This is a genomic window from Cryobacterium sp. N21, assembly GCF_002929575.1.
GTDB classification, from domain to species: Bacteria; Actinomycetota; Actinomycetes; order Actinomycetales; family Microbacteriaceae; genus Cryobacterium; species Cryobacterium flavum.
The window spans coordinates 123,944-145,801 of record NZ_PJJQ01000036.1; the positions used below are offsets into that span (position 1 = coordinate 123,944).

Here is a 21,858-nt window from a genome sequence, read left to right on the forward strand (position 1 = left end):
TAGCATGACTCCGGACACGCTCGTCGATCTCTGCCTGAGCCTGCCCCAGGCGATCGAGACCTTTCCGTTCGGCGAGGAGACGAGCGTGTTCAAGACCAGCGGCAACGGCAAGATCTTCGCGCTCTCCGCCCTCGGTGGCGAGCCGTTCACGGTCTCGCTCAAAGTTGATCCGGAGGAGAGCCGGGCGCTCCGTGAAGAGTTTCCGCAGTGGATCACCCCGGGATACCACCTCAACAAGAAGCACTGGATCACGATCGTGCTGGACGGCCACGTGCCCGCCGAGCTCGTGGAGCAGCTGCTGCGCGACAGCCACGCGCTCGTGCGGCGCCGCCTCACGCCTCAGACAGCGGCTCGCCCAGGGGATCGGCAGCGCTGAGGTCGGCCAGTGCCATGCCGCCCACGGGCAGGCCAGCCCAGGACAGCAGGGTCCAGCCTTCTTCGGGCGAGCCGGTCAGCTCGACAACACCGGTGTTGTCGAGCTCGTTTTCGCCCGCGAACGTCGCGGGCACGTTCTGCGCGCGGGCTGCGGTCCACACGCGAATGGCGGCGCCGTGGCTGAACACCGCGGCGACCTCAGAACCGGCAGCGGCCCGCGCGATGTCGGTGTCGAACCGACGGAAGAAGTCGTGACCGTCGTGAGCGCCCGGCATCCGCTTGTCGAGGTCGCCGGAGCCCCAGGCCACCGCGGTTTCCAGATAGGTGCGAACGGATGCCCGATCGCGCAGCCCCTCGAGCGACCCGGCTTCGATCTCGTGTAGTCCGGACGCGACCTGCAGCTCGAGGCCGCGATCGGCGGCGAGCGGATGCGCGGTCAGATGCGTGCGCAGCAGCGTCGACACAAAAATGGCGTCGATCGGGTCGGAGCGCAGGGCATCGGGTATCGCGGCGGCCTGGCGCAGGCCGAGATCGGTCAAACCCGGGCCGGGACGCTCGGTATCGAGGCGTCCGAGAACGTTGCCGGGAGTCTGGCCGTGGCGGATCAGGAGTAGTCGCATGTCTGTTCCAGCATAGGGAACCTTGCTGGGCGGTGGGAGACGGATGCGCCGACGGCTGCGGCACGGCGCGATACGGCGCGGTCTCGCAGCGGAGAGTGGCAGCATGGAGGAAATACCTTCGAGCGTTCGAATAGGAAGCAGTTTTATGACGATCATCAAGATCAATGCCATCACCGTACCGAGCGACGGCGGCGACGAACTCGCCCAACGCTTCGCGGCCCGCGCCGGGGCCGTCGACGACCGCCCCGGTTTCGAGGGTTTCGAGCTGCTCAAGCCGACCGACGACCGCCTGACCTGGCTCGTCGTCACGCGCTGGGCCGACGAGGAGTCGTTCCAGGCCTGGCTGACCTCCCCGTCCTTTGCCCACGGCCACCGCAGCGAAACCCCGAAGGAGGGCGAGCCGAAAGCGCGCCCCGTCGGTGTGAGCAGTGAGCTGTGGTCCTATGCGATCGCCGGCGGGACCGCCAGCTAAAGCATCCGGGCTGCCGGCTTCCCGCGAAGGCGGTCCTGCCGCCCTACGCGGGCGGGCCTGCCTCGGCGCCGTCCTCTTGAAGCAGTTTGGTGATCGACCGCAGGGTTTCGGGGGAAACGTCGCCGAGCATCCGCGCCGCAAAGCTCACGACTCGGGCAACGCGCAGGCTCTTGACAAATTCGAGCTGGGCGTCGACCCGGTCGGGCAGGTCGCCGGCGGCGCCGAGCATGTATTCCGGAGGGATGCGGAAGAACTCGGCGATGCCGGTTAGGAGCGCCGGATCGGTGACGAGGGGGCCGTCGCCGGTGATCATGTAGGCCCAGCGTGCCCGGGAGAGCGTGAGTCCGCGTTCCTTCAGTCCCGCCTCGATTTGGCGGAAGGTGTACGGGGTATTGCCCTCGGCCACGACGACATCGAGCAGCAGGTTGAGTTTGCGCGCCAGCTCCAGCTGCGGGCTCACGTCCCCACAATTCTGCGGCGCGCTCATCGTGTCGGCCCGACGAGGGCGGCGGGGGTCGCTGGCAGACCCACCTGGGTTCGCTGTTCGGCCAGTTCGATAATGGCCAGCTCGGCCGGGGTGACGGCCTGCTCGGGGCGAAGCAGCAGGCTGTCGCGAATCTCGACGTGTCGTCGATACAGGTGCGCACCGGGTCCACTGACCGTGAGCAGCTGCCGCGGTGAGAGCTGCCGCTCGATGCTGAGGTGCGGAGTGTCGCTCAAAAGCCGCCGCCACAGCGGTGTGATGCGCCAGAGCAGCACGCGGTCGCGGTAGTTCTCTCGGCCGGCGGCCAGCGCATCGACGGCCGCCGTCAACCCGAGGCCGATGACGAGACTGATGGGGGAAAGCAGCAGGGTCAGCGTGTAGGCAGTACGCGCCCAGCCGACCAGGAGATAGTCCGCGTAAAAAACGGCAAGCACGGCACTGGTCAGGCTGATGACCGCGTAGGTGAGAACGCCCAGGCAGGCGAGTAGCACCAAGCTCAGTGAGATCAGCGTGACCGGGCGGCGTTGCCGCCGCAGGTCAGCCAGGCAGGCTATAGCGAAGGACACCGCAAAGATTCCCATCGCGATCCAGGTCGTGGCCGCGTACGCGGTGAAATCCCAGCGAGGAATGAACGAGGCGGCGATATCGTCGGTCACCCGCCAATCGCTTCCGAAGAACAAGATGGCCTGCGCGACGATGATCCCGCTGGTGACCAGGGAGGTCGCACGCTTGCGCGCCCGGGTGAGGCCGCGCGGCGACATGGCTTCCTGCACGATGACGTCGAGCAGAGCAATGGCAACGATCGTCAGAGCGTGGAAGATGAAATAGGTCACATTGCCGTTCCCGAGCAGCGCATCGACCGGACGGTACACCGGCTGGGGCATAAGCGTCATGGTCAGAGCGAAGACCGCGAGAAACAGCAGGAGTGGCCGTCGGCGTCCCCGAATGGCCGACGGCACGCACACCGCCGCGGCGACCCAAAAGACGGCTGACAGGATGAAGAGAACTGTTTGCATCAGAGAACTCGTCCGAATCCGGTTAAGGTGCCGTGGGCGGCCAACGGCCCATCGTGCAGCATGATGAGCGCCAGCCGATCGCCGATGGCCTCCGCCAGTGCCTCCTGCTCATCGGTGAATCGGCTGCGGGCCAGTGCGTGGACGATTGCGTCAAGGGGAATGAGCGGCGCCAGCAGGGCGATTCGGTCTGCGGACAGCAACTCCTGTTCCTGGTTCAGAATCATATGGCCGAATTCGTGATTGATGAACTGCTGCCGGTGCACCATAGAGGAGGTCGGCGCGTGGTAGATCCGTTCAAAATTCTCGCCCGATACGGCAATCCATAGCCCGCAGAGACCGGCCTCGAGCATGCGCGGAGTCGCCCTCTGCACCACGATTTTTTTTCCGCGCACTGTTTCCATGTGCCGGTGCAACAATTCGGCCGTGAGCGGCCGGGGCAAACCAAGGTCGGACACCATCGTGTGCGCCCGCTTCTGTCGCGACTCGTAGTTCATCGGATGCCCCCTGTTTGCCCAACCAGCCTACCCTTCGCCGGGTGCGGCCAGCCTCGGCGCGCGCCGCGGCCCTCCAATGGGTTACGATAGACATGTCTAACGTGGGTCTGTGGGGGAGGATCAGCAATGGCATCGCTCGACAATGGCGGCAATGCGGGGGCTCTGATATCGGTGTCTAACACGTGGTATAGGCGGCCAACGGTCGAGCGGGCACTGCGCTCCACGTGGAATTTGCGCGATCGGCGCCCTCTTATTGGGGGCGCCGAGCGGCAGATTTCCCAAGCCAAGCCGTTCCGTCATGGGGGAACCGGCGTGTTCGACCTCTGGCTACGTTCCCAAAGATCTCACTCTGGAGCCCGATCCGACCGTCTCGTGCAGTCGTGGTTGCTTGGCTTGGTTCCAGCGGGGGTCAGCCCGCGCGTCATCCTCACCTTCGACAGCTGGCACAACGCACGAACGAGCACGGAAATATCCAGGGACGCCCTCGGAACCGTGACCATCGCGAACCTGGCTACTGTGCGTGCGGCACTGAAAATCATTGATGCCGGAAACAGCGTGGTGGTGCAGGTCTGTTCTATTCCTGACCCATCGGAAGAAACCCTCCCCACGATTCGGGTATGGGTGTGCAATCGAAACGAGGCCAAAGCCATCGACGCAGCTACCCTCGAGCAGAACCGGCGGGGCTTGCTCCCCGTGCAAGCTCCGCGTGCGGCAGCACGATTCGAGACCGGGTGGATCGTGACCGGGGAACCCGGCGGGGCGCACCGTACTCGTGGGCGCGCACGCTAAGAAACGTTACTTCGGGGCCGCGCACCGTTCGGGGCCGCCGTTAGGCTGATCCAATGAACACCGACCGAGAGCCCGAGCGAACGACTGACACCGAAACTTCCGTCGCCCAGGCGCGCCCAGCCCGATCGCAGGCCCTGTTGAACGCCGTCAGGTCAAGTGTCGTTATCGCCGACGGCGCCATGGGCACCATGCTGCAGGAGCACAACCCCACCCTCGACGACTACCAGCAGCTCGAGGGCTGCAACGAGATCCTCAATGTGAGCCGCCCCGACATCATCGCGGCCATCCACGACGTCTATCTCGAGACCGGCATCGACGCCATCGAGACCAACACCTTCGGCGCCAACTGGTCGAACCTCTCCGACTACGGCATCGAAGACCGCATCGAGGAACTCGCCCGGCTCGGCGCCGAGATCGCCCGCACCAGTGCCGAGATGTTCGAAGCCCGCGACGGCCGCGTGCGCTGGGTGCTCGGCTCGATGGGCCCCGGAACCAAGCTGCCCAGCCTCGGCCACACCACTTACTCAAACCTCAAGGCCACCTTCGCCGAGCAGGCGCTCGGCCTTATTCGCGGCGGCGCTGACGCCTTCCTGATCGAGACCTCGCAGGACCTGCTGCAGACAAAAAGCGCGGTGAACGGATGCAAGCAGGCCGTAAGCGAGACCGGCATCCGCTTGCCGATTTTCGTCGAGGTGACGGTGGAAACCACGGGAACCATGCTGATGGGCAGCGAGATCGGCGCGGCGCTGACCGCGCTCGAACCGCTCGGTATAGACGCGATCGGCCTGAACTGTGCCACCGGGCCCACCGAGATGAGCGAGCACCTGCGCCACCTCTCGAAGTTCTCGCGCGTACCCGTGATCTGTATGCCGAACGCCGGTCTGCCCCAGCTCACCAAGACCGGCGCGAGCTACCCGCTGACCCCCGACCAGCTCGCCACGGCGCACGAACAGTTCGTGAAGGAGTTCGGGCTGGGGCTGGTCGGCGGATGCTGCGGCACGACTCCCGCACACATGCGCAAGGTGGTTGAGCGGTTGCGCGGCGTCACAGTGAAGCCGCGCACGCTCGAAGCGGATCCCGGCGTCGCCAGCCTGTACCAGCACGTCAGTTTTGACCAGGACAGTGCCTTTCTGGCCATCGGGGAGCGCACCAACGCCAACGGCTCCCGAGCCTTTCGGGATGCGATGCTCGCCGAGAACTGGGACGACTGCGTCGACATCGCCCGCAGCCAGGTGCGGGACGGCGCCCACCTGCTCGACGTCTGCATCGACTACGTCGGCCGTGACGGCGTCGCCGACATGAAGCAGGTCGTCTCCCGGCTCGCGAGCGCGTCGACCCTGCCGCTCGTCGTGGACTCCACCGAGCCGGCCGTGCTGCAGGCCGGCATGGAGCTCATCGGTGGCCGCCCGGTGGTGAACTCGGTCAACTTCGAAGACGGCGAGGGGCCGACCTCGCGGTTCGGCCGCATCATGCCGCTCGTGAAGGAGCACGGCGCCGCCGTGATCGCCCTCACCATCGACGAAGAGGGCCAGGCCCGCACCGCCGAGCACAAGGTGCGCATCGCCACCCGGCTGGTCGAGACGCTCGTCAACGTGTGGGGCATGCGGGTCGAGGACATCATCGTCGACGCCCTCACCTTTCCGATCGCGACCGGCCAGGAGGAAACCCGTCGCGACGGCATCGAAACCATCGAGGCGATCCGCCAGATCAAGGCGAAGTACCCCGGCATCCACACCACCCTCGGCGTCTCGAACGTGTCGTTCGGGCTCAACCCGGCGGCTCGCTCGGTGCTCAACTCGGTGTTCCTGCACGAGGCGACCGCGGCCGGCCTCGACTCCGCCATTGTCAACTCGGCCAAGATCGTGCCGCTCGCCTCGGTGCCCGATGACCGCCGCAAGGTGGCCCTCGACCTGGTCTGGGACCGCCGCGAATACGACGCCGAAGGCACCCTCACCTATGACCCTCTGGTGGCCCTGCTCGACCTGTTCGCCGGCGTCGACTCCGCCGCATTGAAGGACGAACGTGCCGCCGAACTGGCCGCCCTGCCGGTGGGCGAACGGCTCGAGCGCCGCATCATCGACGGCGAGGCCAAGGGCCTCGAAGCCGACCTCGACCTCGCCCGGGCCGGGGGCCTGAGCGCCCTCGACATCGTCAACGTGCACCTGCTGGTGGGCATGCAGGTCGTCGGCGCCCGCTTCGGCAGCGGCGACATGCAGCTGCCGTTCGTCCTGCAGTCCGCCGAGGTCATGAAGGCCGCGGTCGCGCTGCTGGAGCCGCACATGGAGAAATCCGAAGCGGCCGGCAAGGGCACGATCGTGCTCGGCACAGTTCGCGGCGACGTGCACGATATCGGTAAGAACCTGGTCGACATCATCCTCACCAACAACGGCTACGACGTGATCAACATTGGCATCAAACAATCGATCGCTGAATTTATTCGCGTCGCCGAAGAGAACAATGCTGACGTCATCGGTATGAGCGGCCTCCTCGTGAAATCCACGGTCGTGATGAAGGAGAACCTGCTCGAACTCGAGTCCCGCGGGCTCGCCGATAAGTGGCCGATTTTGCTCGGCGGCGCCGCCCTCACCCGCTCCTACGTGGAGGACGATCTCGACAGCGTCTTCGCCGGACAGGTGCGCTACGCCCGCGATGCCTTCGAGGGCCTCGCCCTGATGGAACCGCTCGTGGCCATCTCCCGAGGCGCCGACCCCTTGTCCGTCGGGCTGCCGCCGCTCAAGAAGCGCATCCACAAGAAGAGCCTGCTCACCCTGACCGAGCCGGAGGAGATGCCCGCCCGCTCCGAGGTCGCTGCCGACAACCCCATTCCGGTGCCGCCGTTCTGGGGTACCCGCATCGTCAAGGGCGTCGCTCTCGCCGATTTCTCGGCCTTTCTCGATGAACGCGCCACCTTCATGGGCCAGTGGGGGCTCAAACCGAGCCGCGCCGAAGACGGCGCCAGCTACCAGGAACTGGTCGACACCGTCGGCCGGCCGCGCCTGCGCTACTGGCTCGATCGCATCCTGAGCGAGGGCATGCTCGACGCTTCCGTGGCCTACGGCTACTTTCCGGTCGTCGCCGAGGGTGACGACATGGTCGTGCTGCACCACGGCGACGACCCCACCGGGCTGGTGGGCCAGGCCGGACTTCTCGCGCCTGACGGCGGTTCCGGCGGCGTGCTCGGCACCGACCGCCTGCGCTTCAATTTCCCGAGGCAGCGCCGTGACAAGCACCTGTGCCTGGCCGACTTCGTGCGCTCCAGGGACACCGGCCAAACGGATGTCGTGGCCCTCCAGCTGGTCACGGCCGGCTCGAACGTGGACTCGGTGACGGCCAAGATGTTCGCTGCGAACCAGTACCGCGACTACATGGAACTCAATGGGCTGACCATGCAGCTGACCGAGGCGCTGGCCGAGTACTGGCACTCGCGCATCCGCTCGGAATTCGGTGTGGGCGGCGAAGACCCGACCGATATCGCCGGCATGTTCAAGCTGGAGTATCGCGGCGCCCGCTTCTCGCTCGGCTACCCGGCCTGCCCCGAGATGGAGGACCGCCGCAAGGTTGTTGAGCTGCTGAAACCGGAGCGCATGGGCGTCGTCTTGTCGGAGGAGCTGCAGCTGCACCCGGAGCAGTCGACCGACGCGTTCGTGTTCCACCACCCGGAAGCGAAGTACTTCTCGGTGTAACGGGTCGTTCCTCCCGAATCACCCCGCGTGGCGCTCGAAGTACTCCGAGAGGGCGTCCCGCATGATGTCGCTTTGCGGTCGCTGCGCCGCCGTGACAAAGGTCGCGAGCTGATGGTCGAGTTCTTCCGTCAGGCGAAAGGTTCGTTTGGGCGACTGGTACCCACGAGCTTTCTGTTCACTCGCCAAACTTGGGCGCCCGCGAAAGGCCTTCTCGACGCCCTCAGCGCCGCCCAGCGCCGCCTCGAGAGCTGCCCGGCCGTGGGCCGCGGCCGCGTCGCCCTCGCGTAGGCGCGCGTCGGGCCGCGCAGCTCCCGTACGTCGCGCGGGAGCTGCGCCGGTGCGCGGGAGTTACGGCGGCGGGGTGGCCTCGAAGGCATACGTTACGCGGGACTTGCGCCAGTACGCGGGAGATAGGTTCTGGCCGGAGCTCCAGCGTAACTCGTCGCGCGGGAGCTGCGCTCGTGCGCGCGAGTTGCGCCTCCCGCGCAGCTGCGCAAGTCCCGCGAAGCGTGAAAACGGGTGCGGTCAGCGGCGGGGGTTCAGACGGGCACGACGCAGGGCCGCGAGTACGGCAGGGCCGACGAGGGCGATGCCGACGACCGTGGTGATGGCGCGCACGGTGTCCCAGGTGAGGGTCGACGTGACGAGCGAGTAGAGCGCGAACGAGGCAAGGTTCTGGCCGGGGTCGGCGGCGGCTTCATAGGAGATTCCGGTGCCGCTGCCCACGGCGAACGGCCAGAACCAGAGGTTCATCAGAAGCCCGAAGAGGTACGAGGCGACCACGCCGTAGGCGGCCAGCAGGGCGATTTCGAGGCTCGCACGCCAGCGCTGCGCGGTTGCACGCCGCGCGGGTTCGGTCGGCGGAGTCGCTTTCGGCCAGCGCTGCAGCAGCCCAGCACCCGCTCCGACCCAGCCGCAGGCAAACATTTGGAACGGAGTCCACGGCCCGAAACCACCCCAGAGCAGGGAGGACACCGCGATGGTGAGCAGTCCGAGCAGAAAACCGAACCGGGCGCCGTAGACCCGTCCGGCCAGAATCAGCAGCACGAACACCGCCTCGACCCCGCCGACACCGGCACCCGCGATGCGCACCGCGGCACCGACTGCCGAGAGCACACCGAGCAGCGCCACTGTTTTCGCCGTGTACATCTCCCGGTCGAGGGTGAGCGCGAGGGCCACGATGAGCGCCGGTATGAGCGCGAACGCCACGATCGGCACCGCCATTTGCGCGTCGGCCGGCACCGCCCCGACGAAGAACGGCCAGGCGAAAGCGGCTGCCGCGAGAGTGCTACCGCCACCGAGAATCCACGACTTCCAGCGGATGCTGCGGCGCGCGCTGACAATAACCGTCACGTGAGCACCTCGATCGGCGCGGATAGCCGGCCCGCCGCCATGCGTAGGGTTCGCGTGGCGAGACCCCGCGCAAAGTTATTGTCGTGGGTGGCGAAGATGACCGCGGCGCTGTGACCGGCGGCCGTGAGGAGCGCCGCGCTGACCAGGGCACGCGCCGCCTGGTCGAGTCCGCGGGTGGGTTCGTCGACGAGCAGTAGGGCCGGCCGGGCCGCGAGCTGAATTGCGATCACGAGGCAGAGTCGTTCGCCGGCGGAGAGGTCGCGCGGGTGACGCTCGAGCAGGTGCGCGGCATCCGTTGTGGCGTCGAAGCCGAGCAGCTGCGCGAACAGCGTTGCGGTGCCTGCGAACTTTGGGAGCTGAAGACCACGGTCGGCCCGCCGGCATTCCTCTGCCACCGTGATCGCGAACAACAGGTCGTCGAAGTTCTCGGGCACGAGCGCCACAGCCCGACGCCGCCCGCGCCGTTTGAGGGTCTGGACATCGTGCCCGGCGACAATCACGGTGTCGGCAGCCGTCGGCAGCGCGATCGCGCGCAGCAGGCTGCTCTTGCCGGCACCGTTGCTGCCGCGCAGCGCGATGAGTTCGCCAGCTCGCACCTCGAACGATACGTCGTCGACGGCCAGATCGGCGGCGTGCCGAACGCTGAGACGACGGATGCTCGCCAACGGCACTGCAGGTAGGGTCGCGATCGGCTTCAGTGCAGGAATCTCGAGGACGTCCGCGAACTGGAACTCGGCGGGGGAGAGCTGGTGCAGGCGGCTGCCTCGAATCTGCAGCCAGGAATCCGCTGTTCCGGCGAATTCGTGGGTGTTGTGTTCGGCGAGAACGACGCACACACCAGCCTCGTGGGCGAGCTGGCCGAGTACCGTGCAGACGCGCGCGCGCGCGGACTGGTCGAGGTCGGCGAGCGGCTCATCGACGAGCAGCAAGATGGGGTGGTTCACCAGGGCGGCGGCAATGGCGACGAGGCTGGCCTCTCCGGCCGAGAGCTGCTCGATCGGGCGAGATATGAGGTGCTCGATTTTCAGCCGGGCGGCGACCTCGAGCACGCGGGCGTGCACGATGGGCGGGGCCACGCCTCGCACCGCGAGGGTGAACCCGATCTCGTCGTGCACCGTTTCGGCCGCGAACCCGAGCCGCACATTCTGGGCGACGAGTCCGACGAATCCGGCGGTGTCGCGTGGGGGAGTCGAGGCGCGGTCGGCTCCGGCAATGTCGATGCGCCCGGTCTGGACTCCGTCGTAGAAATGCTGGAACAGCCCGCTGAGGCTGTGAAGCAGGCTGGTTTTGCCGGACCCGGTCGCGCCGACGATCACGGTCAGGGTGCCGGGTTCCAGGGTCACGTTGAGGTCGTCGAGGTGCCAGCCGGCTCCGAAACTCAAACCGGCACCGGTGAGCACCACGGGTGCCTCGCACACGCCGGGGACAGCGCGGGTCGCCGCGAAACCGCGCGTCTCCATCGACGCGGCCAGTGCGAGGGCCCGCTCGATGGTCTGCTCGAACACGGGCACGAGCAGCGACGCGATCGACCGTTCACCGCGCAGGGCACGGGCCACCCGAACCCGCCGCACCGACTCCAGGAGCGCTGGAAAGGTGGCCCAAGCGATCACGAGGGAGCGCGAAATAGCGCGCAGCGGCCCTCGGCCCGCACCGCGCGCGAACAGGGACTGCACGTTGATGACGGCGTTGAGCAGGCCGAAGAACACGATGACGGCCGCGACCGGCAGCGCGCTGAGCGCGGCGTTACCGAGTCCGAGCAGGGTGATCGGGCCGAACAGCGTCATGTGGCTGAACGGTCCGTCGAGCCGCAGCCGCGGAAGATCCAGAAGCACCGGGTCGAGGCCAACGCCGGCGCCGCCGAACACCACCCGGTAGACGACTCGCAGCAGCACGAAGCCGACAGCGAGCACGACTGCCGCGCGGAGCGGGGCGAGGCGCCGGCGAAACACTAGCTGCCGGGCGTGGGCGTCTCGGTGCCAGTGGTGTACACGAGGCCGAGGGACTGGCCGGGCTCGACCTCGAGCGTGCCGAGACCCTCCATGGCGTAGTCCCAGTCGGCGTCGGGGGTGGCTTTCACCCAGAGAGCCCAGTAGGCGTAGGCGGGCGGCATCGACGCGCAGGTCTCGGTGAACGACTCCTGCCCGTCGACCACGACGGTTTCGTCCGCGGCCGGGCGGTCATTGACGCGGCAGACGATGGCGTCGCCGTATTCCACACTGCCCTCGGTAGTGATGCCGGTCGTCGTGAGTGCCGCGCTGGCGGCGATAGCCGCTGTCGCGTCGACACAATCCGTGACCGTGTCGGCGTCGAGCGTGCCGAAATCGACGACGACGTTGACCCCGGCACACTCGGAGGCAGAGACATCCGCTTCGGCCGGTGCGGTGGCGGTGGCGGCAGCGGATGCGCCCGAGCCCGAGCCGGAGCCGGAATCGATGGTGGCGCATCCGCTCAGGGCGGCGAGCAGAACGAGCGCGCCCAGCGCGGCAAAGGTGCGAGTGGGCGCGGTGACAGGCGGTGCGGTGAGGATCATTACTTCAGAATACCTAGCGTTTAGAGGATGCCGGCGACTCGGTCGAGCCCGCCGCGGAGGTCGAGCAGAAGGTCATCGAGTGCTTCGATGCCCACCGACAGGCGCAACATTCCGGCGGTGATGCCGAGGCGGGCGTTGAGGTCGGGGGCGAACGAGGCGTGGGTGGTGGTGAGCGGGTGCAGCACCATCGAGCGGGTGTCGCCGATTCCGGTCATGCGGCTGAACACGCGCAGGCCGTTGGTGAAGGCTCGGGCACCCTCGATGCCGCCCTTGACGGTGACGGCGAAGACAGACCCGGTGCGGCCGTTGTAATACTTCTGCGCAATTTCGTGCAGTGGGCTGCTCGACAGGCCGGCGTAGTCGACGACCTCCACCTCGGGCTGTTCCTCTAGCCAGTGCGCGATGGCGATGGAGTTGTCGACGTGGCGTTCCATGCGCAGCGACAGGGTTTCGATGCCCTGGTGCAGCAAAAATCCGTTGAACGGCGAGAGCGACGGCCCGACATCGTTCACGACGGCCTCGCGCACATACTGGGCGAAGGCGGCCGGACCGAACCGGTCGAGCAGGGAGGGCAGGCCGGGGCGCAGAGAGTCGGTCAGCAGCGGGTAGCGACGCGAGCTCGCCGCCCAGTCGAAGGTGCCGCCGTCGACGATCGCGCCCGACACCCCGGCGCCGTGGCCGCTGAGGAACTTGGTGGTCGAGTGCACGACGATGTCGGCGCCGTGCTCGAACGGACGAATCAGGTACGGCGTGGCCACGGTGTTGTCGACGACGAGCGGAATGCCGTGGCGGCGGGCGACGGCGGCGATGCGAGCGATGTCGACGACGTCGTTGCGCGGGTTCGGGATGGTCTCGGTGAAGATGGCCTTGGTTTCCGGGCGAATCACGGCGTCCCAGGCGGCGTCGGAATCGGTGTCCCAGACGTAGTCGACCTCGATGCCCATGCGGCGAAAGCTGCGGCCGAGCAGAATGCGGGTGCCGCCGTAGATGCTCGCGGTCGAGACGATGTGCTCGCCCGCTTCAGCGAGGGCGAACAGGGCCGAACTGATCGCGGCCTGCCCGCTCGACACGGCGACACAGGCAGTGCCGCCCTCGAGCGACGCAAGGCGCTGCTCGGCGACCGCGTTGGTGGGGTTGCCCTGCCGAGAGTAGATAGGCTCCCGCGAACCCCCGTTGAACCGGGCGGCCCCGTCGTCGAAGCTGTCGAAGACGTACCCGGCGCTCAGGGTGAGCGGCGGAATGCGGGCACCACAGTTCGCGTCGGCGTATTCGCCGACGTGCACCTGGCGGGTGTCGAAGCTGAAGCCATCCCAGTCGGTGATCGGCTCCACGACCTCGGTGGCGTCGGAGTTCAGTAGCGAAGCGGATGCGGGTGCTGGCGTGGCCATGGAACTTCCTGTTGCGTCGGGGTGGAACTGGAGCGGGGCATCCGTTGTCGGCGCCATCAGGCGGCCGTGACCGTGGGGGCGGCGGCCACCCGCGCCACGAGTGCCGCGATGCGGGCGACGGCCTCGCGCAGGGTGTCGGGCGAGCAAGCCAGGTTGAGCCGCGCGAAGCCCTGGCCGCCGAGCCCGAAGGACTCACCGCTATTGAGAGCGACGCGGGCATCGTCGAGAATGCGCTGGTACGGGTTGTCGCCGAGACCGACATGGCGAAGATCCATCCAGGCAAGATAGCTGGCGCGCGGCCGGTGATAGATCACGGCGGGCAGGTGTTCGCGGAGCAGTTCAGACAGCAGCAGATCGTTGGCGACAATTTGATCGATGGCATTGTCGAGCCAGTCGGTACAACCGAACGCGGCGATGTTCGCGTGCAGGCCGAGGATGCTGGTGCGACAGGCGACCTCTTCGGGCAGGCGGCCGAGCAGCTCGTTGGTCGCGTCATCGGCCGCGACCACGATGGCGCACTTGAGCCCGGCGATGTTCCAGCCTTTGCTCGCGCTGGTCACGGTGACCGCGCGGGCGCCGGCGGCGAGGGCGACCGGCGCGAACGGAGTGAAGGTAGCGCCGGGGTAGGTGAGCGGCGCGTGGATCTCATCGGAGATCACGAAGACGTCGTAGCGGGCCGCGAGTTGGGCGAGTTCGTCGAGGGTGCCCGGGGCCCAGACGATCCCGTGTGGGTTGTGCGGGTTGCAGAGCAGGAAGGCATCGATGCCGAACGCGAAACTGCGCTCCAGGGCGGCGAAGTCGAACAGCCAGGTGTCACCGTGCTCGATCAGCGGGGTCTCGATGACGGTAGCCAGGGCCTCTTCGACGAGTTCGTAGAACGGCGGATAGACCGGCGGCGTGATCGCCACCCGCCCACCGGGTGGTACGGCCAGGCGCAGCGCTTCGACGATGCCGACGCTCACATCGGTAGCGAGGTGCACGTGGCTCGGGTCGACGACCCAGCCCCACCGGTCACGGGCGAACGTGGCGAAGGCCGGGGCGAGCGGGCCGGGGCCGTCCAGGTAGCCGGTATCCGACGCCTGCACCCGCTCGACCAGGGTCGCGATGATCTCCGGCGCCAGGGGGTAATCCATCTCGGCAACAAACAAGGGAAGTACGTCGGCGGGAAACCGAGTCCACTTGATGCTGCTGCGCTCGCGCCGGATATGCTCCAGCGGTGCGACCTTGATGACTGACATGACCACAGCTTGTGGCCGCGAGCGCGAATAAGCGAACAGGCACGTAAACATTCGACACATGAGCGGATGTCGCCGGCTTGCCGGTCGCAGCGGTCACGGGTGTTGTTTACATGAGTTCGCGCACCCGGCGTTAGCCGCGGGCCGGCGGGATCGTCTTGCGCATCACGGTCTTGCTCTTGCCGATGTGACGCTCGAACGTGAATCCCGCTTTCTCGAACATGGCCCTTGTGCCCTTGCGGTGGTAGATGCGCGGCAGTTCAACTGGGCTGCCAAACTCGCACCACGCGATCGCCGCGTCGCCGTCGAAGACGAGAGCGGCGTGGGCGAGGCCTCCGCCACGAGTCTCTGCTTGAACATCGGCCCGTCGTACTCGCTCTTGACGGTGCACTCCGTGTCGCCGTGGAAATACGTGCAGTAGCACCCGCCCCAGACCCCGTTGTGCTTCTGCGCGAGCGCCAGCCACGCCGAAAAGGTCTCGGGAGTCAGCGGTTTGACCACGTGCGAAGTCATCACGTCCACCTCCGGGGTTGACTCGGGAATTCATCCGCAGCGCGCGAGCGCGGAACCGGGTATCAGCCCCGGTCACGGGCGTTATCACCCCCTGACGGACGCCTTCAGGCTCCCGAAATACTGCCATGGCGGGCGGCGCGACGCACCCGAGAGCGCCCGCAAGCCAGCGATCTTCGGTCATTCATAGATGCTGTTGCGGTGATCAATGTCGATCACCAAAACGATCAGGCGTGCGTCTTGGAGGTCGCATACAACGCGATAGTCTCCGACGCGATACCGCCACAGACCTGAGAGAATTCCGGTGAGGGCTTTGCCTTGATCCCGGGGATGATCGAGTGTCGCGATTGCTCGAAGTGCGGCGCTTATACGGTGAGCGGTCTGTGGATCAGCTTTCCGAAGCCACTTCGCCGCGTCGGGTGACAGGTCAACTTCCAAACTCACTCGATCTTATCCAGGATGCTGGCATCGACCGGGGCATCGCTGAGCCCCAGCTCGCGCTCGACGACGGCTAGCGGCACGGCCTGCACCCGACCCGAGCGAAGATCCGCAGCGCGGGCGATGATGCCGTGCTCCCATTCCAACTCCGCCAGGTCGCGCTCCAATACTTCGCGCACAACATCGCCCTGGCTTCGCCGGGTCGCTTTGGCGAGCGCTTCGACGCGCGCGCGCAGGTCGTCAGGAAGCCGTACTGACATGGGGCGTCCCAGTGGCGCTGAATCACTCATGTACTCATTGTAAACGATGTTTACATGCATGTGCGATATTCGCGTACTTCGCCCGTTTAATGCGGAATCGCTGCTGGGCGGCCCATCCGGAGCACCTTGCCGCTGTTGGCTCGCTTCGAACCCTAAACGGGCAGCGAAGTCTGTGCCGATGGACGGCTATAGGACGCGAAGTGCTGAACGTTCATCTCGTTCTCGGCGGCTGAGTGCATGGAGGACCTCCCTGTCTCCATGACGCTCACGCGCGGCCGCCACGAGCACGTCGACGGCGCGGGTAATAGCAGCTAGAGGCGCCTCCGCCGTCGAACCCGCACTCAAACTGAGGTCCTCACTGTGCACAGGCAACTCAACGAAGCGAGTCGCCAGATATTCGTCCAGCAGCAGTTTCTCACCGGGGCGGTGCGCAGCCAATACGCCGACGCTCATCCCCTCAAGAACGGATGGCAGATTCTACGCTTTCGTCGTCGGCTCTTCCGCGAGTAGTTCGACGGCAGCGCGAGCGGCCAACAGAAATGACGACCGAATTTCATTCACACGCATCACTACGTCAGCAAGAGGCACGAAGACTTCCAGTAATCACTGGATAGATCCTTAGCGCAGTGCAGATGAAGGACGACCGGATTCTTCCCATCGCGGGGCGCTCTGCGGGGATCAGTCGACGACTCTGAACCGCTCAAGCACCACGAGCGTGTTGTCATCCACGACGAAATTCGGGGTCCCTCAGAAAGGCTCGCAATTGTTCGCCCTCCCAGAATCGCTCGTGCGCGAGACGCCACTCAGCTCGCCCGCGCTGTGCTTGCTTTCGCTGCGGGGCTTGCCTCCCAGCTTCTTTACGACCCCATGGACGAAGAATCGGCACGAACGCTCGTGACGTCGACGATCGGCGCGCTAACTCTGACGCCTGGAGGACCTAAAGATTCCAAGCGTCCGTAGCAGGAACCCTATGCGGGCAGTGCGGATCTCGGGTCAGTAGTGTTCTCGGGCTTGCAGGATGACGATGTGGTCGTCCGTGACGTAGTAGACGAGGCGGTTCGTGTCGTCGATGCGGCGGGACCACGCGCCGGAGAGGATGTGCCTGAGGGGCTCGGGTTTGCCGATACCAGCGAACGGATCGCGCAGCGCGTTGGTGATCAGCTGGTTGATGCGTTTGAGAGTCTTGCGGTCCTGGGTCTGCCAGTAGACGTAATCCTCCCACCCATTGGGGTCGAAGGCGATCGTCCGCGTCACGCGTCCAGGAGGTCGTGCTGCTCGAACTCGCCGCGCCGGGCCCGCTCTATCGCCGCGAGCAACCGCTCGGCGTTCGCGGGGTTCCGCAGCAGGTAGGCCGTCTCGGTCATCGCGTCGTAGTCCTCCTTCGACAGGATGACCGCGTTTCCGTGCCGGGATACGACCTCGATAGCGGTGTGGTCGTCGTTGACCTGTTGGATGAGCCCGAACAGACTCTTGCGTGCTTCGCTCGCGGTGATCGCCGACATGATCGCCTCCTGTGAGTTGTACTTGATAGCGTACCACTAAAGGTGTGGTGGAGGGCGCGCTTTGCAAGGCGTGACCGGGAAAGCGCCTCGTGCACTGCGCACGCATAGTCTTCCTGCCGACTGCATCGTGAGCGCGGCCGGCCGCGTCGCAAGCGGGACTCCCTACGGGACGGACAGTCGCACTACCTATTCTCAAGACCTTCGGCGGTGCAGCCCGGGCCGACAATCAGAAAATCTGCTTTGGTTGACCATCGGGCGTATGACCAAATCGGGCTAAGAGCAAGAGCAAGAGCAAGAGCAAGAGCAAGAGCAAGAGCAAGAGCAAGAGCAAGAGCAAGAGCACATGCGCGGTGCCTGATAACACCCCGTCTAAGAGTCCGGCGGGAAGCAGGATGAACCGTCCCTGATTTCCTGCCGCTTTCTTTCTGGTGAAAGGATTCGGATATGCCCAAGAAACACCCAACAGAGGTTCGCGAACGAGCGGTCCGTATGACTCTTGATCGTTTGAAGGATTACCCGTCAATGTGGGCCGCGTGCCGCGACCTAGCCCCAAGCTCAACATCGGCGCCGAGACGCTCCCAAAGTGGGTCATCCCAGGCACAGGCCAACGCCGGCGAACGCACCGGGCCCACGAGCGAGGAGCTCGAGGAAATCAAACGCCTCAAGCGCGAAAACCGTGACCTGCGCGAGACGAACGACATCCTCAAAGCAGCGGCGTCTTTCTTAGCGAGGGAGCTCGACCCTCGCAACCGTCCATAGTCGCTTTCATCGTCCAGATGAAGGCGAACGGCCATGGAGTCGAGTTGACGTGTGGCGTCCTGCGCGAGCAGGGCGTCACGGTCCTGGTCGAAGTCATAGCCGTAGGAGCGAATTAGGGCATCGAGCCGACCGGGGCGAGCATCCTCTCCCGGAACGTCACGGTCTGCGTACTCGCCGAGCGGTACGAGCCGATAAGCGAGGTACGCAAGATCCCAAATCCGAGGCCCAGGGGAAGCCATGTCGACATCGATAAGACCCGTGAGGTGCCCGTCTTGGAAGACCATATTGTAGGGAGCGACGTCGTTCAGGCACGCCGCCTCGATTGGCTCGTGCGCCGGAAGCTGCCACGTGGCGGCCAGGTGCGCGAGTGGCACGTCGGCGCCATGAATCCGTCGGAGCAAAGATCCAGCCTCGTGCAGGATCGTCGGCGACCACATCCAGCCTGGCAATGGGTAGTTGCCGACGGTTCCCGGGAGGTAGGACAGCATTTCCCTGCCCTAAGTGGGAGCAAACGCTGGCCGTTTTCCCGGTATCGGGGGTGTCAGATTCCATGGCGTGGAATCTTCCACATAAAAACAGGTTGGGCCCATAAAATTTGTGCGGGTGACGCATTACCCGAGACTGGCACCACTAATCAAAGGCGGACCGTGAAATATTTCGTAGCTGCAGTCCGACTATCTGTCGCGATACTGGGCACTGTGGCGATTCTGTCGACATTTTTCGACACGGCCACGCGGGCGACGATTAACCCGTTCAACTTCTTCGGGTTTTTCACCATGCAAAGCAACATTATTCTGGTTGTTGTGCTGCTGGTGGCCGCGGTCGTGTCCCTCTCCGGACGACGCCAGTCGCGGTCGTTGATGTTGGCGCGAGGATGTGCAACAACTTACATTGTCATCACTGGCGTCGTGTACAACGTGTTGTTGGCCGGACTTGAAGGTGGCGTGTCCCTCGCGTGGGCTAACTCCGTGTTACACATAGTCCTGCCCCTCTATGCCGCGCTTGATTGGGTGATCTTCAGCGACCGCAGTGCCCTGCCGCTGAACAAGATATGGGTCGCGCTTGTCTACCCAATCGTGTGGATCATCGTCGTCACTATCCGTGGGGCGACCGACGGATGGGTACCCTACCCATTCCTAGATCCGGCACAGGGCTACGGCGTCGTCGGGCTCTACGCTCTGGCCATTGCTGTCGCAACGGTCGTTTTCGCTTCGATTATCTGGCTCACCAGTCGATTGCATGTCGTGCGCAATTTAACACCTGGGGATGGGCCCGAAACCCGTTTCTCGGAATTTGGGCTGCACCCAGTCATTCAAAAATAAGAGCCCAGATAGACGGTAAAAACTAGGTTGCACTTCCTTCGCGGGTTTACGTGCCACTTCAGCGCGAGTCAATCCGAGACCACTCAGAGTCAGACAGCACGGCAATCGAGGCAGGTGCAAATTCTGCTTAAACCCTCACCAGGCCTTAGGAGGTACGCCTTAGATCGGCTCTCCCGACGTCTGGGCCGCGGTGACGCTCTCGCCGGCAGCTTCCTCTTCGCTCTGCTCATGGTGCGGCGCCGTTCCCGAGAGCCGCAGCGTCGCCAGGAAGCCGAGCACGAGGAACCCGGCAGCGGCGAAGGCCGAGTACCGGGTGCCGTCGCTGAAGGCCTCCCGCGCGGCATCCGCTACAGCCGGGCTCTGCGCCTCGAGAGCCGGGATCGCGGAGCCGGCACTGTTCACGACCGCGTCGACGATTTGCGTCTGGGTCTGGGTCGGCAGGCCCGGCACGGAGGACAACTTCGCGTCGAGCGATGCGCCGACCGCGGTGAACAGCACAGTGCCGAGAACCGCGATTCCGAGCGCGGACCCGATCTGCCGGGCGGTGCTGGAGGTGCCGGAGCCCTGGCCGCTCTGCGCCACAGGGACGTCCTTGAGCACCACGCCGGTCAGCTGCGCGGTGGCCAGGCCGACGCCGATCCCGTAGACGAACAGGAACGGCACGACCACCAGCCAGGTGGCTTCCGCGGTAATGACAATCCCGAGCCCGGTGACACCGATGATCTCCGCGACGATGCCCATGCGCACGATCGTCTCCGGCGAGGTCTTGTTTCCGAACGCGCCCGACAGCCCGCTGGCCACGAACGAGCCCAGCGCGAGGGCGAGCAGCACGAAACCGGTCTGCAGGGCGTCATAGCCGAGCACGTTCTGCAACCAGAGCGGCAGCGAGAGGATGATGCCGAATTCGCCGAGCGACACGATCATGGCGGCGATATTGCCGTTGCGGAACGAGGGGATCGCGAACAGGGAGAAGGCGAGCAGGGTGGTCTGCCCGGCCCGCTGCCGGTAGCGCCCCCAGGCGACGAAGGCGATCCCGGAAACGATGGTGAGCAGGAAGACGAACGGGATGATCGACCAGGAGTACGGCCAGGTCCAGTCGCCGAAAGTCGGGGCGTTGTTGGTGAGCCACCAGCCGTAGGTACGGCCCTCGATCAACCCGAAGACGAGCGAGGCGCTGGTGATGACCGAGAGGATGGCACCGACCACGTCGACGCGGCGGGGCTCCCCGGCATCCCGGGATTCGACCACGAAGACCAGCACGCCGATGATGATGACGATGCCGAGGGGCACGTTGATGCCGAACGCCCAGCGCCAGGAGAAGTAGGTGGTGAGCCAGCCGCCGAGCAGCGGGCCGACGGCCACCATGCCGCCGATGGTCGAGCCCCAGATCGCGAACGCGATGCCGCGGTCCCGGCCACGGAACGTGGCGTTGATGATCGACAGGGTGGTCGGCAGCACCATCGCGCCGCCGACACCCTGGATCAGCCGGGACAGGATCAGCAGGTCACCCGACTGGGAGAACGCGGCGAAGACGGATGCCGTGGCGAAGACGATCACGCCGAGCACCAGGATGCGGCGGCGCCCGAAGCGGTCAGCGAGCGTGCCGAACACAAGCAGGAGCGCGGCGAAGACGAGCGTGTAGCTCTCCTGCACCCACTGCACCTGGGTCGACGTGATGCCCAGGTCTTCCACGATCGAGGGAATGGCAACGTTGATGATCGTGGAGTCGACGATGATCAGGGCGACCGCGATGCTGATGAAGACGAGGCCGGCCCAGCGACGGCGGGCCGAGGGTGCGGTGGGGGCGGTGCTGGTCATGCGGGTACCAATCCTCGCGTTGACGTGGAAGAGGAGCTTCGGATGCGAATGGTGACGGTGACCGTGAGAATGACGACCACCGCGACGAGGGCCGCGATCGCGGCCGGGGTGGAAAGAAGAGTGCCAGTGAGGCGGGCGACGGCGATCCAGGCGAGTCCCCAGCAGAGGGATGCGGAGGGGGCGAGCCGGCCACGTCCGGAGAGGGCGATCAGCACGCCGACCAGACCGGCCACCGCGATCACCGCGACTGCCCAGACGTCCGGGCTGATACCGAAGCCGCCGAAGCCGGCGGCGACGAGCACGGCCGTCACGTTCGCCGCGGTAGCGATGCTGACCCAGCCCAGGTACAGGCCGATCGTGCCGTCGGCGACGATCGTCTCGACCAGGTTCTTCGGCCGCGAGGCGAGGGTGAGCAGGAACGCCCGGATAAGCACGGCCAGAAGCAGCACGATCACGGGGACGCTGAGTGCGAGCAGGTCGAACTGGATGCTGAGGATCCAAGCCGCGTTCAGGACCAGCGACGCGGCGACCGGGTAGCCGAGGGTGCGCTGCCGGGCATCCGTTGTCTGCGCAGGCAGGAACTGCCAGATAGCGTAGGCGATCAGGCCGAGGTAGATCGGCGTCCAGATGCCGAATGCCGGGCCGTCGGGGGCGATCGGGGTCGCGTCGGCGGCCAGGGCCCCGCCCGACGCGTTCTGGATCGGGGTTCCGCCGGCGGCGCCCGAACCGATGAACGATCCCACGATGGCCAGGATCGCACTGACCAGCACCACGGTCTGGCGCAGACGATCGTTGCTCAGTTTCATCTCA

General features: G+C 65.8%; 23 protein-coding genes. 6 read left to right on the forward strand and 17 right to left on the reverse strand.

Going from position 1 to position 21,858, the window contains the following annotated elements:
- The first annotated feature begins 4 nt into the window (after positions 1–4).
- Positions 5–376, forward strand: a complete 372-nt coding sequence (locus tag CXY77_RS17250) for an MmcQ/YjbR family DNA-binding protein (RefSeq protein ID WP_104090556.1) — start codon at positions 5–7, stop codon at positions 374–376.
- Here the strand turns inward: CXY77_RS17250 and CXY77_RS17255 are convergent.
- A complete protein-coding gene (locus CXY77_RS17255) occupies positions 333–995 on the reverse strand; it encodes a histidine phosphatase family protein (protein ID WP_104090558.1) in 663 nt (220 codons plus the stop codon). The genes CXY77_RS17250 and CXY77_RS17255 overlap by 44 nt on opposite strands.
- Before the next feature lie 145 nt (positions 996–1,140).
- Here CXY77_RS17255 and CXY77_RS17260 point away from each other — a divergent pair, with 145 nt between their 5' ends.
- Positions 1,141–1,467 carry an antibiotic biosynthesis monooxygenase gene (locus CXY77_RS17260; RefSeq protein WP_092339607.1) on the forward strand — a complete coding sequence of 109 codons (327 nt, stop codon included), beginning with the start codon at positions 1,141–1,143 and terminating at the stop codon, positions 1,465–1,467.
- Positions 1,468–1,510: 43 nt separating this feature from the next.
- Here CXY77_RS17260 and CXY77_RS17265 read toward each other — a convergent pair whose 3' ends face one another.
- The 3 genes from CXY77_RS17265 to CXY77_RS17275 are packed head-to-tail and all read right to left on the reverse strand — an operon-like array spanning position 1,511 to position 3,368.
- Positions 1,511–1,927 (reverse strand): hypothetical protein, encoded by a 417-nt coding sequence (locus CXY77_RS17265; RefSeq protein ID WP_233197494.1) that lies wholly within the window; start codon positions 1,925–1,927, stop codon positions 1,511–1,513.
- A gap of 23 nt (positions 1,928–1,950) precedes the next feature.
- A complete protein-coding gene (locus tag CXY77_RS17270) occupies positions 1,951–2,967 on the reverse strand; it encodes a DUF6545 domain-containing protein (protein ID WP_104090560.1) in 1,017 nt (338 codons plus the stop codon).
- Positions 2,967–3,368 (reverse strand): hypothetical protein, encoded by a 402-nt coding sequence (locus CXY77_RS17275; protein ID WP_233197495.1) that lies wholly within the window; start codon positions 3,366–3,368, stop codon positions 2,967–2,969. Before CXY77_RS17275 ends, CXY77_RS17270 begins: the two co-directional genes overlap by 1 nt.
- A 219-nt stretch (positions 3,369–3,587) precedes the next feature.
- On the opposite strand from CXY77_RS17275, the gene CXY77_RS19995 reads away from it, so the two are divergent.
- The 3 genes from CXY77_RS19995 to CXY77_RS20220 all read left to right on the forward strand — a co-directional run bounded on the left by CXY77_RS19995 (position 3,588) and on the right by CXY77_RS20220 (position 8,221).
- Positions 3,588–4,250, forward strand: a complete 663-nt coding sequence (locus CXY77_RS19995; protein WP_140425570.1) for a hypothetical protein — start codon at positions 3,588–3,590, stop codon at positions 4,248–4,250.
- 53 nt (positions 4,251–4,303) lie between these two features.
- On the forward strand, positions 4,304–7,933 hold the full coding sequence (metH, locus tag CXY77_RS17285) for a methionine synthase (RefSeq protein ID WP_104130591.1): 3,630 nt from the start codon (positions 4,304–4,306) through the stop codon (positions 7,931–7,933).
- A 111-nt stretch (positions 7,934–8,044) separates the two neighbouring features.
- Positions 8,045–8,221 (forward strand): hypothetical protein, encoded by a 177-nt coding sequence (locus tag CXY77_RS20220; protein ID WP_158252869.1) that lies wholly within the window; start codon positions 8,045–8,047, stop codon positions 8,219–8,221.
- A 237-nt stretch (positions 8,222–8,458) separates the two neighbouring features.
- On the opposite strand, the gene CXY77_RS17295 is transcribed toward CXY77_RS20220, so the two are convergent.
- The 11 genes from CXY77_RS17295 to CXY77_RS17355 all read right to left on the reverse strand — a co-directional run bounded on the left by CXY77_RS17295 (position 8,459) and on the right by CXY77_RS17355 (position 18,396).
- Positions 8,459–9,286, reverse strand: coding sequence for an ECF transporter S component (locus CXY77_RS17295; RefSeq protein ID WP_104130592.1), 828 nt, complete (start codon positions 9,284–9,286; stop codon positions 8,459–8,461).
- Positions 9,283–11,235, reverse strand: a complete 1,953-nt coding sequence (locus tag CXY77_RS17300) for an ATP-binding cassette domain-containing protein (protein WP_104130593.1) — start codon at positions 11,233–11,235, stop codon at positions 9,283–9,285. Before CXY77_RS17300 ends, CXY77_RS17295 begins: the two co-directional genes overlap by 4 nt.
- Positions 11,235–11,816, reverse strand: a complete 582-nt coding sequence (locus CXY77_RS17305) for a hypothetical protein (protein ID WP_104130594.1) — start codon at positions 11,814–11,816, stop codon at positions 11,235–11,237. The genes CXY77_RS17300 and CXY77_RS17305 overlap by 1 nt, the downstream gene beginning before the upstream one ends.
- A gap of 20 nt (positions 11,817–11,836) precedes the next feature.
- The gene (locus CXY77_RS17310; protein ID WP_092339617.1) at positions 11,837–13,204 is read right to left on the reverse strand and encodes an O-acetylhomoserine aminocarboxypropyltransferase/cysteine synthase family protein; all 1,368 of its coding nucleotides are present in this window, start codon (positions 13,202–13,204) and stop codon (positions 11,837–11,839) included.
- A gap of 56 nt (positions 13,205–13,260) precedes the next feature.
- A complete protein-coding gene (locus CXY77_RS17315) occupies positions 13,261–14,442 on the reverse strand; it encodes a MalY/PatB family protein (RefSeq protein WP_104130595.1) in 1,182 nt (393 codons plus the stop codon).
- Between the two features lie 130 nt (positions 14,443–14,572).
- Complete coding sequence (locus CXY77_RS17320; RefSeq protein ID WP_369827352.1) at positions 14,573–14,830, reverse strand: hypothetical protein; 258 nt, start codon at positions 14,828–14,830, stop codon at positions 14,573–14,575.
- A gap of 299 nt (positions 14,831–15,129) precedes the next feature.
- Complete coding sequence (locus tag CXY77_RS17325) at positions 15,130–15,393, reverse strand: type II toxin-antitoxin system RelE/ParE family toxin (RefSeq protein WP_092339619.1); 264 nt, start codon at positions 15,391–15,393, stop codon at positions 15,130–15,132.
- Positions 15,390–15,677 (reverse strand): ribbon-helix-helix protein, CopG family, encoded by a 288-nt coding sequence (locus CXY77_RS17330; RefSeq protein ID WP_158252870.1) that lies wholly within the window; start codon positions 15,675–15,677, stop codon positions 15,390–15,392. Before CXY77_RS17330 ends, CXY77_RS17325 begins: the two co-directional genes overlap by 4 nt.
- A 963-nt stretch (positions 15,678–16,640) precedes the next feature.
- Entirely contained in the window at positions 16,641–16,901 is a 261-nt protein-coding gene (locus tag CXY77_RS17345; RefSeq protein WP_092339621.1) for a Txe/YoeB family addiction module toxin, read from the reverse strand.
- Positions 16,898–17,149, reverse strand: a complete 252-nt coding sequence (locus CXY77_RS17350) for a type II toxin-antitoxin system Phd/YefM family antitoxin (protein WP_092339622.1) — start codon at positions 17,147–17,149, stop codon at positions 16,898–16,900. Before CXY77_RS17350 ends, CXY77_RS17345 begins: the two co-directional genes overlap by 4 nt.
- A gap of 512 nt (positions 17,150–17,661) precedes the next feature.
- Positions 17,662–18,396, reverse strand: coding sequence for a phosphotransferase (locus CXY77_RS17355; RefSeq protein WP_104130596.1), 735 nt, complete (start codon positions 18,394–18,396; stop codon positions 17,662–17,664).
- Between the two features lie 210 nt (positions 18,397–18,606).
- Between CXY77_RS17355 and CXY77_RS17360 the strand changes: the two genes are divergently transcribed.
- On the forward strand, positions 18,607–19,230 hold the full coding sequence (locus CXY77_RS17360; protein ID WP_104090569.1) for a Pr6Pr family membrane protein: 624 nt from the start codon (positions 18,607–18,609) through the stop codon (positions 19,228–19,230).
- A gap of 159 nt (positions 19,231–19,389) precedes the next feature.
- On the opposite strand, the gene CXY77_RS17365 is transcribed toward CXY77_RS17360, so the two are convergent.
- Together CXY77_RS17365 and CXY77_RS17370 are read right to left on the reverse strand one after the other, a co-directional pair.
- On the reverse strand, positions 19,390–21,048 hold the full coding sequence (locus tag CXY77_RS17365) for an MFS transporter (protein ID WP_104130597.1): 1,659 nt from the start codon (positions 21,046–21,048) through the stop codon (positions 19,390–19,392).
- On the reverse strand, positions 21,045–21,854 hold the full coding sequence (locus CXY77_RS17370) for a tryptophan-rich sensory protein (RefSeq protein ID WP_092339626.1): 810 nt from the start codon (positions 21,852–21,854) through the stop codon (positions 21,045–21,047). Before CXY77_RS17370 ends, CXY77_RS17365 begins: the two co-directional genes overlap by 4 nt.
- Positions 21,855–21,858: the final 4 nt, after the last annotated feature.